At 64.7% G+C, this 14,696-nt stretch carries 13 protein-coding genes; 4 read left to right on the top strand and 9 right to left on the bottom strand.

The genetic code is table 11. The features are described from left to right. Nucleotides 1-95 precede the first annotated feature (95 nt). The 5 genes from EJV47_RS03525 to EJV47_RS03545 all read right to left on the bottom strand — a co-directional run bounded on the left by EJV47_RS03525 (nt 96) and on the right by EJV47_RS03545 (nt 6,632). Nucleotides 96-1,415, bottom strand: coding sequence for a chloride channel protein (locus EJV47_RS03525; protein ID WP_243650993.1), 1,320 nt, complete (start codon nt 1,413-1,415; stop codon nt 96-98). 93 nt (nt 1,416-1,508) lie between these two features. Continuing rightward, nucleotides 1,509-2,144: an NUDIX hydrolase N-terminal domain-containing protein gene (locus tag EJV47_RS03530; protein WP_126691767.1), complete on the bottom strand. Its 636-nt coding sequence runs from the start codon at nt 2,142-2,144 to the stop codon at nt 1,509-1,511. A 289-nt stretch (nt 2,145-2,433) separates the two neighbouring features. Beyond that, a complete protein-coding gene (locus tag EJV47_RS03535; RefSeq protein ID WP_126691768.1) occupies nt 2,434-4,680 on the bottom strand; it encodes a xanthine dehydrogenase family protein molybdopterin-binding subunit in 2,247 nt (748 codons plus the stop codon). Between the two features lie 176 nt (nt 4,681-4,856). Continuing rightward, on the bottom strand, nt 4,857-5,840 hold the full coding sequence (locus tag EJV47_RS03540; RefSeq protein WP_126691769.1) for an FAD binding domain-containing protein: 984 nt from the start codon (nt 5,838-5,840) through the stop codon (nt 4,857-4,859). Nucleotides 5,841-5,993: 153 nt separating this feature from the next. Then, complete coding sequence (locus tag EJV47_RS03545; protein ID WP_126691770.1) at nt 5,994-6,632, bottom strand: (2Fe-2S)-binding protein; 639 nt, start codon at nt 6,630-6,632, stop codon at nt 5,994-5,996. 181 nt (nt 6,633-6,813) lie between these two features. Here EJV47_RS03545 and EJV47_RS03550 point away from each other — a divergent pair, with 181 nt between their 5' ends. Further along, complete coding sequence (locus EJV47_RS03550) at nt 6,814-7,479, top strand: nucleotidyltransferase family protein (RefSeq protein WP_126691771.1); 666 nt, start codon at nt 6,814-6,816, stop codon at nt 7,477-7,479. A gap of 250 nt (nt 7,480-7,729) precedes the next feature. Next, nucleotides 7,730-8,152: an HU family DNA-binding protein gene (locus EJV47_RS03555; RefSeq protein ID WP_126691772.1), complete on the top strand. Its 423-nt coding sequence runs from the start codon at nt 7,730-7,732 to the stop codon at nt 8,150-8,152. 148 nt (nt 8,153-8,300) lie between these two features. Here the strand turns inward: EJV47_RS03555 and EJV47_RS03560 are convergent, their stop codons facing one another. Continuing rightward, on the bottom strand, nt 8,301-8,876 hold the full coding sequence (locus EJV47_RS03560) for a DUF4276 family protein (RefSeq protein ID WP_126691773.1): 576 nt from the start codon (nt 8,874-8,876) through the stop codon (nt 8,301-8,303). Beyond that, on the bottom strand, nt 8,873-10,135 hold the full coding sequence (locus EJV47_RS03565; RefSeq protein ID WP_243650994.1) for an AAA family ATPase: 1,263 nt from the start codon (nt 10,133-10,135) through the stop codon (nt 8,873-8,875). The genes EJV47_RS03560 and EJV47_RS03565 overlap by 4 nt, the downstream gene beginning before the upstream one ends. A gap of 75 nt (nt 10,136-10,210) precedes the next feature. Here EJV47_RS03565 and EJV47_RS03570 point away from each other — a divergent pair, with 75 nt between their 5' ends. Then, nucleotides 10,211-11,797, top strand: a complete 1,587-nt coding sequence (locus tag EJV47_RS03570; protein ID WP_424321751.1) for an MFS transporter — start codon at nt 10,211-10,213, stop codon at nt 11,795-11,797. Between the two features lie 22 nt (nt 11,798-11,819). Next, on the top strand, nt 11,820-12,374 hold the full coding sequence (locus tag EJV47_RS03575; protein WP_126691774.1) for a hypothetical protein: 555 nt from the start codon (nt 11,820-11,822) through the stop codon (nt 12,372-12,374). Between the two features lie 52 nt (nt 12,375-12,426). Here EJV47_RS03575 and EJV47_RS03580 read toward each other — a convergent pair whose 3' ends face one another. Together EJV47_RS03580 and EJV47_RS03585 are read right to left on the bottom strand one after the other, a co-directional pair. Next, nucleotides 12,427-14,100, bottom strand: a complete 1,674-nt coding sequence (locus EJV47_RS03580; RefSeq protein WP_126691775.1) for an amidohydrolase — start codon at nt 14,098-14,100, stop codon at nt 12,427-12,429. A 132-nt stretch (nt 14,101-14,232) separates the two neighbouring features. Beyond that, nucleotides 14,233-14,667, bottom strand: coding sequence for a hypothetical protein (locus EJV47_RS03585; RefSeq protein ID WP_126691776.1), 435 nt, complete (start codon nt 14,665-14,667; stop codon nt 14,233-14,235). Between the last annotated feature and the right edge of the window lie 29 nt (nt 14,668-14,696).

Genomic DNA, 14,696 nt, shown 5'->3' on the forward strand with positions numbered 1-14,696 from the left:
AGCAACGACAGTTCCTGGTGGGCAAACCCGCTTCTGGCAGCCGATACCCCATAAACTCACACCCTCATACCCTCCCAAACTCCCACCCTCATACCCTATAGCTCCCCGAGCCGGCGGCCCGTGTCGCGCCGGCGGGCGGGGTGCTTGGCTTCGCCCACCACCTGCGCCCCGTAGATGCCGCCGTGGCCCGAGCTGAGGTAGGCCACCACGCAGGCCAGGGCCAGATAGGGCGCGGCGGGCAGGCCGAACAGCTCCAGGCCCATCAGCGTGCAGGCCAGCGGGGTATTGGCCGCCCCGCTGAACACTGCCACGAAGCCCATGCCCGCCAGCAAAGCCACCGGCAGCGGCAGCACCACGGCCAGGGCCGAGCCCAGCGCGGCGCCGATGAAAAACAGCGGCGTCACCTCCCCGCCCTTGAAGCCCGCGCCCAGCGTCAGGGAGGTCAGCAGCAGCTTCAGCCCGAAGGCGTACCAGGGCAGCGGCGCCTCGAAGGCCGCCACGATGGTGGGCACGCCCAGGCCCAGGTAGCGCGTAACGTCGGGCACCGGGCCCAGGCCCAGCAGCCACGTCAGCAGGAGCAGCAGGGCCCCGCCCGCCACCGGCCGCAGCGGCGCCCAGCGCATCAGCCGCCCAAACCAGCCCTGCCAGCCGTGCACCGCCGCCACGAAGCCCCGCGCCGTGAGCCCGCTCAGCAAGCCCAGCAGCAGGGCCACGGCCACCCCGGCCACCGACAGCGTCGGCACCGCGGGCACGTAGTAGTGCGTGTGGCCCACGCCCCAGAGCCGCGTCACCCAGTCGGCGCCGTAGGCAGCCAGCAGGCTGGGCAGCAGCGCGTGGTAGCGCAGGCGGCCGATCAGGAATACTTCCAGCCCGAACACCGCCCCGGCCAGCGGCGTGCCGAACACCGAGGCAAAACCCGCGCTGATGCCCGCAATGAGCAGCAACGGCCGCTCCCGGCGCCGTAGCCGCAGCGGCCCGGGCAGCCAGCGGGTGAGTTGGTCGGCCAGGGCGCCGCCCATCTGCACGGCCGTGCCCTCCCGCCCCGCCGAGCCGCCCACCAGGTGCGTGAGCAGGGTACCCAGCAGCACCAGCGGGACCATGCGCAGCGGAATCACGTCGCGCGGGCGGTGGATTTCCTCGATAAGCTGATTGTTGCCCCGGGCCACGCTTTGGCCGAAATAATGGTAGAGCAAGCCCACCAGCAGCCCGCCCAGGGGCAGCAGCAGAATCAGCCAGGGGTGGGCCTCACGGGTGCGCGTCACCCAGTCCAGGCTCAGCAGAAAGCCCGCCGACGCCGTGCCCGCCAGCGCGCTAATCAGGCCGCAGATGAGCAGCCAGCGCAGCAGAAACAGCAGCTGCGGCAGCGGCTCGGGCAGGCGGGAGCGGCGGGTAGAAGTGGGAGCGGAGCTGGGCAACGGCAGAAATGGTAGCGGCGGCAAAGGTAGCCGCCGGCGCTGTGGACGCTCCGCGGCAGTTGCGGGCCGGCTGCCTGCCGCGGCAGCAAGGACTTAGTCGCAGATGGTGGGCAGCTCGGGCTGACGGGCAAAGCGGAACATATCGGCCAGCTGCCCGGGCGTGGTGCGTACCGGGGAGAGTTCCAGCCCGGGAATTTCGCTTTCGTGCACCCAGCGTACCTCGCCGGTTTCCATGGTGTCAGAAGTGATGCTGCCGCCCACGATGCGGCAGAGGATGTAGCACTTGTAGGCGTACCAGGGCTCCGGCGGGTGAGGGTGCAGCTTCTTATCGTAGAGGGCCAGCAGGCGCACGGCTTCCACTTCCAGGCCGGTTTCCTCGCGGGCTTCCTTCACGGCCACTTCCTTGGGCGTCAGGCCGATGTCGGCCCAGCCGCCGGGCACGGTCCAGCGGTTGTGGTCGATTTTCTCCTGCACCATCAGGATTTCGTCGGTACCGCGGAACAGCACCACCCGCACGTCGACCTTGGGCGTCTGGTAGCCGACTTCGTTGGTAAACAGCGGGCCGATTTTTTCCACCGGCTCGTCGGTCAGCCGGTGCAGAATGTCAATGCTGATGGCCTGCAGCTGCTCGTAGCGGTCCGTGTCGTACACGTTCTGGCTGTAGGTTAGCCCGGCCTGGGCAATGGCTTGCAGCTGCTGCGCCGTGCGCAGCCAGTCGAGGTTGGTCATGGGGGCGAAAGTAGGGCTGCAGGCAAAAAAGAACGTCATCCTGACGAAGGAAGGACCTTCCTCCAACTCCGCACCGCCGCTGATGCCAACGTGCAGGCTCTTACTCAGCTGACTGGAAAGAAGCGCAGCCACTGACCAAACGGTAGTGGCTGCGCTTTTACATGTTCTGATGTAGTAACGTCTGCACTTCGTAGGCCGCGGCGGTGCGGGGTTAGAGGAAGGTCCTTCGCTCTGCTCAGGATGACGTTCTGATGCGTCGAAAAACGAAAAACCAACAACGAAAAACGAATTACGCCAGCAGCACCTTATCCGGCGTGACGGGCAGCTCCCGGATGCGCTTGCCGGTGGCGTTGAAGATGGCGTTGGTAATGGCCGGCGCTACGCCGATGATGGCAATTTCGCCGATGCCCTTGGTGCCCAGCGGGTCCACGATGGTGTCGGGCTTGCCCACGAAAAATACTTCCACCGGCGGCGCGTCGGCGTGCACGGGCACGTGGTAGTCGGCCAGGTCCTTGGTGACGTAGCGGCCGAACCGGTCGTCCATCACCGCGCCCTCGTGCAGGGCCATGCCGATGCCGCCGATGGCCCCGCCAATCATCTGGCTGCCGGCCGTTTTCAGGTTGACGATGGTGCCCGCGTCGGCGCCCGATACCAGGCGCGTCACGCGCACCTCGCCGGTGAGGGCGTGCACGCGCACCTCGGCGAAGTGAATGGAGAAGGAGTACATGGAGTACTGCTGCCGCTCGTTGCCAGGCTTGGCCTCGGTCGTCACCTCGATGTCCTGCCCGTTGTTGGCTTTGCACAAGTCGGCAAAGGCGGTGCGCGGGCCGCCGTTGGCTTTCAGGCCCAGCTGCCCGTTGGTCAAGGTCAGCTGCTCGGGCTGCACGTTGGCAAAGGACGCCCCGCCCAGCTGCTGCAGCTTCTTCTTGAGGTCGATGCAGGCGGCCAGCACGGCCGAGCCCACAGTGTTGACGGTGGCCGAGCCGCCCTGCGAGGGCGCGTTGGGGAAGGTGGAGTTGCCCAGCTCGAAGCGAATCTGGTCGGTGGGCATGTCCAGCGCGTCGGCCGCAATCTGCACCATGGCCGTGCCCGTGCCCGGGCCGATGTCGGTGGTGGCGCTTTGCAGCAGCACCGTGCCGTCTTGCCGGAGTACGGCGCGCACCTTGGCCGCCCCGCGGTTGGCCCCGAAGGTACCCACGCCCATGCCGTAGCCGATGAGCCAGTCCCCCTCGCGCAGGCTACCGGGCTTCAGCTGCCGCCGGCTCCAGCCGATACGCTCGGCGCCCATCTGGTACAGCTCCTTGAGGTATTTCGTCGACCAGGGCTTGCCGTTGTCGGGGTCGGTGTCGGCGTAGTTGCGCAGGCGCAGCTCGATGGGGTCCATGTTGAGCAGGTGGGCCAGCTCGTCCAGGGCCGATTCCAGGGCGAAGGCGCCGGTGGCCTCGCCCGGGCCGCGCATCCAGATGGGCGTGCTGATGTCCAGCCCCAGGATGCGGTAGCGCGTCGACACGTTCGGGCAGGCGTACATCATGCGCGTCTGCTGCAGGGTCGACTCGGTAAACTCCTCGTAGCTGGACGTCTGCCCCACCGACTCGTGGGTGATGCCCACCAGCTTGCCGTCCCGGGTGGCCCCGATGCCGATGCGCTGCCAGGTGTAGGGCCGGTAGCCGACCATGGTAAACATCTGCTCCCGCGTCAGCACCAGCTTCACCGGCTTGCCCGTCACCTTGGCCCCGATGATGGCGGCCGTTTCGTGGGGCCAGTTGTGCAGCCCGTTGCCGAAGGCCCCGCCCACGAAGGTGGCCACCACCTTCACGTTGTCTTCGGGCAGGTTCCAGTCCTTGGCAAAGGCCCGCTGCGTGCCCTTCACGGCCTGCACCTTGTCGTACACCGTCAGCCGGTCGGGGGCTTCCCAGTGGGCAATGATGCTCTGCAGCTCCATGGGGTTGTGCATCTCCGAGGGGTGGCGGTACTCGGCCTCCAGCTTCACCGGGGCGGTCTGGTAACCGTCCTTCTGCCCGCGGTCCTTGTCGTTTTGCGGCGACTTGGGGTTGCGCTTGGCCTGGGTCGGCAGCACGCCCCGCTCCTTGTTGGCCTCGAAGTTGGTGCGGTGCTCCTCGGGGGCGTACGTAGCCTTCACCAGCCGGGCGGCGTAGCGGGCCCGCTCCAGCGTATCGGCCACCACCAGGGCAATGGGCTGGTCGTTGAAGTAAATCCGCTCGTCGTAGAACACGCGCAGGGGCTGGCCGATGGCCGGCGGCTCGTCGGGGTTGCTCTTGGCGGCGAAGCCCGGCACCTTGGGCGAGTTCAGGTGCGTGATGACGGCCAGCACGCCCGGGGCCCGCTCGGCCGCCTTGGTATCGATGCCGGTGATGCGGCCCTTGGCAATGGTGCTGCCCACCAGCGCGCCGTGCACCAGGCCCGGCAGCTGGTACTCGGCCGAATACTGGGCCGCGCCGGTGACCTTCAGCCGGCCGTCCACCCGGTTCATCCGGTCGCCCACGACCTTGTCCTGAAATAGTGCGGTATTGCTCATGATGAGGGAGAATTGCGAAAGAGGAAGGGCGCCTGCGTCGTAGCGCGAAGCTCCGCTTCGCGTACCTAGCACGTTTGTCGCAGAACAAGTACGTTGTTCAGCGACTCGTTCAGAATGCGCGAAGCGGAGCTTGACTTCGTCGACCTACGGTTCGCGCTACGACGCGGCCGGCGCAGTTACGCGGAGGCAGCGGCGTTTTTCAGCGCCTGCACGATGGTATTCGGGGCCAGCTGCAGCTTGTAGGCGTTGTGCTTAAAGGCCTTGGCACCCTGCATGGCCAGCTCGGCGGCCTGCCGGAAAGTGGCTTCGGTAGCGGGCTTGCCGATGAGGCTCTTTTCCGCCGCGCTCAGGCGCCAGGGCTTGTGGGCCACGCCGCCCATGGCCAGGCGAGCGTCCTTGATAGTGTTGCCGTCGAGGCTGAGGGCCGCGGCTACCGATACCAGGGCGAAGGCGTAGGAGGCCCGCTCGCGCACTTTCAGGTAGTGCACATGCCGGGTAAAGGGGCTGTCGGGAATTTCCACGCCCAGAATCAGCTCCCCGGGCTCCAGGTTGGTGTCGCGCTGCGGGGTGTCGCCGGGCAGGCGGTGCAAGTCGCTGAAGGCCAGGCGCCGCTCCCCCTTGGGGCCGCTCAGCAGCACGGCGGCATCCAGGGCCACCAGGACCACGCTCATGTCGGAGGGGTGCACGGCAATGCACTTGTCCGAGAAGCCGAAGATGGCGTGCATGCGGTTGTGGCCTTCCAGCGCGCCGCAGCCCGAGCCCGGCTCCCGCTTGTTGCAGGGCATGGCCGTATCGTAGAAGTAGGAGCAGCGGGTGCGCTGCAGCATGTTGCCGCCCACGGTGGCCATGTTGCGCAGCTGGGCCGAGGCCCCGGCCGCCAGCGCCTGGGCCAGCAGCGGGTGCCGCTCCCGCACCAGCTTGTCCTCGGCCACGGTGCTGTTCAGGACTAAGGCCCCGATGCGCAGCCCCGCCTCGGCCTTCTCAATCTTGTCGAGCGGCAGGCGGTTGATGTCGATGAGCCGCGGGGGCGTCATCACCCCGCGCTTCATTAGGTCGAGCAGGTTGGTGCCGCCGGCAATAAACTGCGCGTTGGCGTCCTTGGCCAGGGCCTCAATGGCGGCCTTGGTTTTGGTGGGGCGGACGTATTGAAACTGGTTCATGTGTTGGGAATTAATAATTAACAATGAAGAATGAATAATTGATGCTTCCGCTGCTTTGCTATGCGGCTTCCTGTTACTCGCGCTATTCATCAGCGCAAAACCTGGAAGAGTGGGCGCAGAGCAGCCATGGCTCCAATTATTAATTATTCATTCTTAATTATTAATTGAGTTTTTCACTTCCTGAATGGCCGCCACGATGTTGGGGTAGGCGCCGCAGCGGCAGATGTTGCCGCTCATGTACTCCTTGATTTCGGCCTCCGAACCGGCGTGCCCCTCGCGGATGCAGGCCACGGCCGACATAATCTGCCCGGGCGTGCAGTAGCCGCACTGAAAGCCGTCGTGCTTCAGGAAAGCCTCCTGCATGGGGTGCAGCTTTTCGCCGTCAGCCAGGCCTTCGATGGTGGTTATCTTCTTGCCGTCCTGCATGATGGCCAGGGTCAGGCAGCTGTTCACGCGCTTGCCGTCGATGTGTACCGTGCAGGCCCCGCACTGGCCGTAGTCGCAGCCTTTCTTGGTGCCGGTCAGGTGCAGCTGCTCGCGCAGCAGGTCGAGCAGGGTAGTGCGCGGCTCCACCTGCAGCTTGTACTTCTTGCCGTTCACGTCGAGGCGCAGGGGCTGCTTTTCGAAGGCGGCGGCCACGGTTTCGTCCAGCTCGGCGGCGGCGGCCTGCACGATGGGGCCGGGCGTGAGGGCCAGGGCCGTCAGCAAGGACGACTGTTTCAGGAAGGAGCGGCGGGCTTCGTCGTGGCCGCCGGCTTCGGGGGCCGGGGATGGGGGCGTAGCGTGGTCCATGGCGGTGATGTCGGAAAAGTAAAGGCGGCAGCTCGGGTGCCGGGAGTAAACAGTCGGGGCGCGGGCGGGTTTGGTTGCGGCGAACCATCCGTTGCGTCTCCCGAACCCCTCGTTTACGCGCCGACGTCCGTTTCGTTAAGTCCGGCGTATGTCTTAGGCAAGCCACCCTCTTCTCCGCCCCATGAGCGAACCGCTTCCCGCCCCCATTCCCGCCGTGCTGCTGGCCGCCGGCGCCTCCTCCCGCATGGGCCAGCCCAAGCAGCTGTTGCCCTACCAGGGCCGCACGCTGCTGCGCCACGCCGCCGAAACCGCCCTGGCCGCCGGCTGCAGCCCGGTCGTCATCGTGACCGGGGCCGTGCACGCGGCCCTGGCGGCCGAGGTGCGCGACTTGCCCGTGCAGCTGATTCACAACGAGGTGTGGGAAGCCGGCCTGGGCACCTCCATCGGGGTAGGGGTGCGGGCCCTGGAAGAGCTGGCCCCCGAAGCTGCCGCCGTGCTGCTGCTGCTCACCGACCAGCCCCTGGTGACGCCCGCGCTGCTGGGTGAGCTGCTCACGGCCTGGCAGCAAAGCGGCCTGCCCGTGGCCACCGCCTACGCCGATACCGTGGGCGTGCCGGCCATCTTCGGGCGGTTGGTGTGGCCGCAGCTGCTGGCCCTGCCCGCCGCCGCCGGGGCCAAGCCCCTGCTGGCCAAACTGGGCGACGAGCTGGCCACGGTGCCCTTCCCCGCGGCCGCCGTGGATGTGGACACGCCCGAGCAGTACCGGCAGCTGTTGGCCGGCGGCAGGGACCAGACGCCAGCTGACAACCAGTCCGCCAGTGCCCCGGCTGGCGCCCCAGCCGCGTAGCGGCGCCCCGTCAATAGACCAGAAAGAGGTAAAACGACCGAGCTCCGTAGGAGCGGCACCCGGCCGGCGTGGCTTAGGTGCCGCTCCTACGGAGCTCATTATTTCCCAATCGGTGCGGGACTATCGACGTGGCGCCGCTACGCGGCTGGGGTGCCGATTAGTGGATGTATTGAAAATATTTCAGGGAACCAATGGTTGAGCTGTGCGGCTAGCTATATTCAGGTCTCCACAACCAATCATCTTTTCACTTATGCCCATCGAATACTCGCTGGCGGAGCGCGGCAACCCCAGCAAACCCACTGACCCCAAGAAATTCTACGCCGCCGCCCGCTCCCAGGGCGACACCACCGTACGCAGCATTGCCGAGCGCATCAACCAGATGAGCACTGTCAGCACCATCGACGTGATGGCCGTGCTCGAAGCCTTGTTCCAGACGGTGCCGCAGGAGCTGGCCGAGGGCCGCATCGTCCGCTTCGGCGACTTTGGCTCCTTTTCCGTAACCCTGCAAAGCGAGGGCGCTGCCACCGAAAAGGAGTTCAACGCCTCGCTCATCAACAACGTGAAGGTGCAGTTCCGCCCCGGTAAGCTGTTCGATCAGGCCATGCAGGGCGCCGAGTTGCGCAAGGTGAGCGAGCCGTCGGCCGCTACCCTCAGAAAAGCCGCCCGCAAGTAAGCGCGGCTCCGCGCCGCCCGTAGGCCGGTTTTCCGAATCGACCTATCGTTTTTGTAAAACGACCTATCGTTTCATCTGAAACGATAGGTCGTTTTGCTTTCGGCCCCGGCGTGCCACTCGGTACCGGTCATGGCGCCTTCGGTAACAGCTAGGCGTCGGGTAGCGCTAATAACTCAGCTTCCAGACGGCGAATCGCAGCTACGAGGTGTTTAAAACTCATTGACCGCTCGTTATCCAGCGCCAGGTACTTGCCCAACAGACGTGAATCCCGTACTTTCTGATAGGCCTGCGCCGTTAGCTTGCCCAGCTCCTGATCGGGGGCTTCCAGGTAATCAGGGGCGCGAAACTTGGCCCCGGCTTGTTGCTTCTGAAGCCCCCGCAGCCGCAACACCTTCTCCACCGCCGCCAGATCGGCCAGGTAAAACGTTTCCAGCGCCCGGCAAGCAATCCGCACTATGGAAACCGATTCGCGGCACTTGTCCACCAATCGGGCTTTGATTACCCGGCAATCGGGGGCGCTATCCTGGTCGCGCATCACGATAAAGCGGGCTTCAGCGTTGATATAGTGGCGCAGTTTGCCCACCAACCGCTTTTCTAGGTCCTGTTTGCCTTCAAAGGGAATCAGGCGGACCTGGATGGAGGCATCGAGCAGGCGCGGCAGCAAGGTTTCCAGCAACGCCCGGGCGGAGGGCTCCTCCAGCAGAAAGACCAGTTCGCGTCTCATCGGGGGTCGGCACCTTCAAAAAAACCTTCTTTCCAGAGGTAGCCCATCTGGTCGCCTTCGGCCATGTAGGCCGCCAGTTGCGGGTCTTCTTTGGCTAAGTGAATCTGGGTGCCCCCGGCTTCTTTTACCAGCCAGCAGACCTCTTCCAGGCGCACGGCATTTAGAAAGTCCGGCGAGTGGGTGGATACCAGCACCTGGCCGCCACGCTGCGAGTAGGCCCGGAATTCCTCGGCCAACTCGGCCATCAGGCGGGGGTACAGCTGGTTTTCGGGCTCCTCCACGCACAGCAACGGGTGCGGCTTCGGGTCATACAGCAGCACCAGATAGGCGAACATCTTGATGGTGCCATCGGAGACGTAGCGGTCCAGGAAAGGCGTTTTGAAGGAGCCGTCCTGGAAGCGCAGCGTGAGGTAGCCGTCCTCCGTCAGGCGCGGCTGCACGTCCTGGATACCGGGCACCCGCCGCGACATGGTTTGCAGAATCTTATCAAACTCGGGCCGGTGCTGCTCATATAGGTAACGAGCTACCAGCGGCAGGTTGTCACCGGTTTCCGACAGGTGCTCCGAGCTACCCGCGGCGTCCTTGCGGCCACGGGCGGCACTGATGTGGAAGTCCGATACGTGCCAGGACTCAATAAGCTGTCGGAAGGCATTGGCCGCCTTGAACCGCTCAAATTGACCCAATCCTTTCACGGCTAGTACGTCGGGGGAATTCAGGGTCTGGGTTTCGCGGTCCAGTTCCTCGTCCGGCTTGTTGAAATCCTCCTCATTGGTAATAGCATAGCCGGTGCCGTTCTTGAAATCGAGGAAGTGGAAAGGTTTGCCATGCCGTCCACGCTTGTAACGCAGAATTTCACGCTTGACGTAGGGAGTGCCTTTGCGTTCGGCAATTTCGAGAATGTACGTTACCAGCCGTTCACTGCCAGTAATCAGCATTCGGTACTGAATTTCAATCAGAATGCTCTTGCCGTTGCTGTCGCGGCTGATGACTTCCTTGAACCGTCCGCGCTTGTCCAGAGCCGAGCGCACGTTATTCTTCAGACAGTCGTGCAGGAAACCGAAGACGTCAAACAGCGTGGATTTGCCCGTGCCATTAGCGCCGACTACTACCAGGAACGGTGGTATATCGCGCAGATGAATGTCGCGGAAGGTTTTGAAATTCTGTAGGCGAATGGATTCAATCTTCATCTGACCAACCAAACTAGGCACGGGAGTGAGAAACGAAAGATAGAGCAAATATCCACCAGAGTACAGCGGCAAAGGCTAGGAGGGCTTTATTGGTCACTTAGTGACATTATGCGCGGTCCACAACCGCCCCCGCCAATTCCCGTTATCTTGCCCGTTGCCAACCCTCTCACCTGCCAGAGCTACATGACCACTGCCGCCGCGCCCGCCGCCGATGCGGGCTTCGACAACGTACCCAAGGACGACAAGCGCATCACCCGGGGCTGGACGTTCTACGACTGGGCCAACTCGGTGTACCCGCTGGTCATTACCAGCAGCATCTTTCCCATTTACTGGGGCTCGGTCACCAAGGAAATCAGCCCGCAGACCGACGTGGTGAACTTCCTGGGCTACCAGGTGCCCGGCTCCTCGCTGCTCACTTACGCCATTTCGGCCGCCTTCCTGCTCATTGCCCTGGTCAGCCCCTTTCTCACGGCCCTGGCCGACTTTTCGGGCCGCAAGAAGCTGTTCATGCAGATTTTCTGCTACCTCGGGGCCGTATCCTGCGCCGCGCTGTACTGGTTCGACAAGACCACGCTGGTCGTTTCCACCTTCGTGTTCATTGCCGCCACGGTGGGCTTCTCGGGCTCCATCGTGTTCTACAACAGCTACCTGCCCATTATCAGCTCCGAGGAAAAGTACGACTCCCTGTCCGCCCGGGGCTTCTCCATGGGCTACATCGGCTCGGTGCTGCTGCTGGTCATCTGCCTGGTGCTCATCATGGGCCACCAGACGTTCGGCCTGGAAAAGGGCGAGGCTACCCGCATCGGCTTTCTGCTGACGGGCATCTGGTGGGCCGGCTTCGCGCAGATTCCCTTTGCTACCCTGCCCAAGGACCCGGGTAGGGGGCTTGGGGTCTTGGGGACTGAGGGGCTTGGGACGGCCACGAACAACCAAGACCCCAAGGACCCGGGTAGGGGGCTTGGGGTCTTGGGGACTGAGGGGCTTGGGACGGCCACGAACAACCAAGACCCCAAGACCCTAAGCTCCCAAGACCCTGATAGAGGCTGGCTGCTCAACGGCTTCCGGGAGCTGGGCAAGGTGTGGGACCAGCTCAAGCACCTGCCCAACCTGAAACGCTTCCTGCTGGCCTACTTCACCTACAACATGGGCGTGCAGACGGTGATGTACGTGGCCACCATCTTCGGCGACAAGGAGCTGAAGCTGGATAGCACCGCCCTGATTACCACCATTCTGCTGCTGCAGCTGGTGGGCATTCTGGGTGCCTATTTGTTTGCCAAGCTCTCGGAGCGCATCGGCAATACCCGGGCCCTGAGCTGGTCGGTGGTTATCTGGTGCGGCATCTGCGTGGCGGGCTACTTCGTGCAGGCCGGTTGGTCGTTCTACGCCCTGGCCGCGGTTATCGGCCTCACCATGGGCGCCATCCAGAGCCTGTCGCGCAGCACCTACTCCAAGATTATTCCCGAAAACACGCCCAACACGGCCGCCTTCTTCAGCTTCTTCGACGTGACCGAGAAGCTCAGCATCGTGATTGGCACGTTCTCCTTCGGCTACATTGCCCAGCTCACCGGCTCGATGCGCAACAGCATTCTGGCCCTGATTGTGTACTTCATCCTCGGCCTCATCTTCCTGCTGACGCTGCGCGGCCGCAAGCTGCGCGAGCATACGGCCGGCCCCGAAGCCGTGGCGCCCCCGCTGGCCACGCCCAACGTGGGCCTGCCAGCCGCGGTGGAGTAAAGGCATTGGAGCAAGTACAGCAATGAACCTGCAAATGGATTTGCAACACGTTCGGGCCACCCAGCTGGCGGTAGTAGAGGCGCTGCAGGCAGCACTCGTAGCTTGGCAAGAACCCGAGGCATCCGAGGCACTTCACTTTGTGGCGGCGGATGTGCAGCGCGACGAATGGGTGCTGCTCGCCGCCGCGGGCTTACCCACCCAAGGCCGCTACTTGTACGTGTTTGAAGTTGATGATGTGCAGACAGCCCTGCACGATTACCGTGCGTACCGGCAGCAGACGGGTCCTGGCAATCCGGGATTTTTATCCCGCTTCAACAACGCCCCTGTGCCAACCGGTACACTCTACGTGGGTAGTTCCAACGGGCTGCGGGAACGTTTTAAGATGCATCTGGGGTATTTTGACCCACGCATGAGGACGTACGGGCTAAAGCTGCGCAAATGGCTGGTATCATCCACTCCGCGACTTACTTTCCGTTACTGCCGTCTGTCCAACGCCAATCAGGCCCTGATGCAACTGCTGGAGGATGGGTTGTGGGAGTTGAGGCAGCCTGTTTTTGGTAAAAAAGGGAGTAGCTAATGGCAGCAAAGATGGGCGGTCAAGCGGCAGCAGACTGGCGTTGGGCACCCGTTTACCATTCCCCGTACACCTTCTCGCCCTGAATGTAGGTGCCCAGCACTTTCACGGCGCGCAGCTGCTCGGCCGGGGCGGTCATGATGTCCTGGTCGAGAATCACGAAGTCGGCCCACTTGCCGGGCGTGAGCGTGCCCTTCTGCCCGTCCTCGAAGGCGGCCCAGGCGGCCCACTCCGTCATGCCGCGCAGGGCGGCCTGGCGGCTGATGGCGTTTTCGGGCTGGAAGCCGCCCTTAGGGAAGTTCTTGGCGTCCTGCCGGGCCACGGCCGCGTGGAAGCCGAAGAGCGGGTTCAGATATTCCACCGGGAAGTCGGAGCCCAGGGCCAGGCGGCCGGTGGCGCGCAGCAGGTCCTGGTAGGCGTAGGCGGTTTTCAGCCGCTCGGCGCCCAGCCGTTCCCCGGCCCAGTACATATCGGAGGTGGCGTGGGTGGGCTGCACCGAGGGCACAATGCCGTAGCGCTGAAACTTGGCCACGTCGGCGTGGCTGACCACCTGGGCGTGCTCGATGCGCCAGCGCCGGTCGGTCTGCCCGCGCAGCACCTCGCCGTAGATGTCGAGCAGCAGGCGGTTGGCCGAGTCGCCGATGGCGTGGGTGTTCATCTGGAAGGGGCTGGCCGCCAAGCGCCGGGCCAGGTCGCGGTACTCCTTCACCGACGACAGCAGGAAGCCCGTCTGCCGGGGCTGGTCGGCGTAGGGGTGCAGCAGGCAGGCCCCGCGGGAGCCCAGCGCCCCGTCGGCGTACACCTTGAAGGAGTTGACGGTGAGCCGGTCGGTGCGGGTGGGGCCTTTTTTGAGGTAGTAGTCCACGTTGGCCGGCGAGGCGCTGACCATGGCGTCGAGGCGCACTTTCAGCTGCCCGGCCTGCTGCATCGAGTCGATGCGCGCAATCTGGGCGGGCTCCAGGCCGGCGTCGGCCAGGCTGGTGAGGCCCAGGGCCAGGCACTCCTGCTGGGCCTGCAGCAGCAGCTTGGCCGCTTCGGCGGGCGTCGGCTCCGGAATCTTGCCCGACACCAGGTCCACCGCATTGTCGACCAGCAGGCCCGTGAGGCGGCCCTGGGCGTCGCGCTCAATCACGCCGCCGCTGATGGGCGTGCGGCTGGTCACGCCGGCCAAATCAAGCGCCTTCTGATTCACCAGCGCCGCGTGCCCGTCGACGCGAATGAGGAACACCGGCACGTCGGGAAACTGCCGGTCGAGCGAGTCTTTGCTCGGAAACTGCTTCGAGGGCCAGTCGTTCTGGTCCCAGCCGCGGCCGGTCAGCCAGAGGGCCTGCGGGTACTGCCGCCGCTGGGCGCGCAGCTTCTGCAGCACCTCGTTCCAGGAGCCGGTGCCCACCAGCACGGCGTCGCGCAGGCCCAGGGCGTAGCGGTAGAAGTGGCAGTGCGCGTCGTAGAAGCCGGGGTAGATGAACTTGCCCCGGGCGTCGACCTCCTGCTGGCCCTGGTAGCGCCGCCGCACCTCGTCGGCCGAGCCCACGAAGCTGATTTTGCCGTCCTGCACCGCAAAGGCCTCGGCTTGGCTGAAGGCCGAGTCGACGGGGTATACGGTGGCGTTGTAGACCACCAGGTCGGCGGCGGTTTTCTGGGAGCCGGAGCAGCCGGTGAGGCCGGCCAGCAGGGGCAGGAGGGCAGCCGGCAGCCAGAGCTGCCGCGGGCGGAGCGGGCGAATCATGCCGCGAAGGTAAGCTCGCAGCCGGCTAACCCGTGCCAGGAAACACGTAACAGGTAATCGAGTGACCAGCTCACGAGGCTGGGCAAACCGTGCTGCCTGTTACGTGTCACGTGGCGCCTGTCACCCCAAAACTTACGCCACCTGCGCGTCCTGGCTGGCGCAGAGCTGCAGCCAGGCGCGGGCTTCGGCCTCGGTGGTGAAGCGGGCCAGCTGGTAGGGGCGCCGGTCGTAGTGGGAGAGGTCGGCGATGCGCGGGTCGGCCAGGGCGCCGGCCAGCTGGTGCGGGGCCATGAGCAGGGCAATGTAGGTGGTACCGCCGAGGCGCTTGGGCAGCTGCGGAAAGAATTGCTCGCGCATCCACTGCACGTCGCCGGCATCCAGGCCCACCCGGCGCGGGGTGGTATCCACCAGCCAGAAGCGGCACTGGTGCTTTTCGGCCGCGTCGAGCATCCGGTCGTAGCCGCGGGCCAGCTCGAAGGGCATAACCATGCGTTGCCAGCAGCCCACCAGCACGGCGGGCGTGGTTTCGTAGCGAAGGGTGAAGTAGTTGGGGGTAGGGGTAGACATGGGGCGCAAGCTGCAGGAGCAAGGGGTAA

It is taken from the genome of Hymenobacter gummosus (genome assembly GCF_003970915.1).
Lineage (GTDB): Bacteria > Bacteroidota > Bacteroidia > Cytophagales > Hymenobacteraceae > Solirubrum > Solirubrum gummosum.

Excerpts from the sequence above, each read along its gene's own strand:
- EJV47_RS03530 (WP_126691767.1), bottom strand. The coding sequence starts at position 2,144 with ATGACCAACCTCGACTGGCTGCGCACGGCGCAGCAGCTGCAAGCCATT.
- EJV47_RS03535 (WP_126691768.1), bottom strand. The coding sequence starts at position 4,680 with ATGAGCAATACCGCACTATTTCAGGACAAGGTCGTGGGCGACCGGATG.
- EJV47_RS03540 (WP_126691769.1), bottom strand. The coding sequence starts at position 5,840 with ATGAACCAGTTTCAATACGTCCGCCCCACCAAAACCAAGGCCGCCATT.
- EJV47_RS03545 (WP_126691770.1), bottom strand. The coding sequence starts at position 6,632 with ATGGACCACGCTACGCCCCCATCCCCGGCCCCCGAAGCCGGCGGCCAC.
- EJV47_RS03550 (WP_126691771.1), top strand. The coding sequence starts at position 6,814 with ATGAGCGAACCGCTTCCCGCCCCCATTCCCGCCGTGCTGCTGGCCGCC.
- EJV47_RS03555 (WP_126691772.1), top strand. The coding sequence starts at position 7,730 with ATGCCCATCGAATACTCGCTGGCGGAGCGCGGCAACCCCAGCAAACCC.
- EJV47_RS03560 (WP_126691773.1), bottom strand. The coding sequence starts at position 8,876 with ATGAGACGCGAACTGGTCTTTCTGCTGGAGGAGCCCTCCGCCCGGGCG.
- EJV47_RS03575 (WP_126691774.1), top strand. The coding sequence starts at position 11,820 with ATGAACCTGCAAATGGATTTGCAACACGTTCGGGCCACCCAGCTGGCG.
- EJV47_RS03580 (WP_126691775.1), bottom strand. The coding sequence starts at position 14,100 with ATGATTCGCCCGCTCCGCCCGCGGCAGCTCTGGCTGCCGGCTGCCCTC.
- EJV47_RS03585 (WP_126691776.1), bottom strand. The coding sequence starts at position 14,667 with ATGTCTACCCCTACCCCCAACTACTTCACCCTTCGCTACGAAACCACG.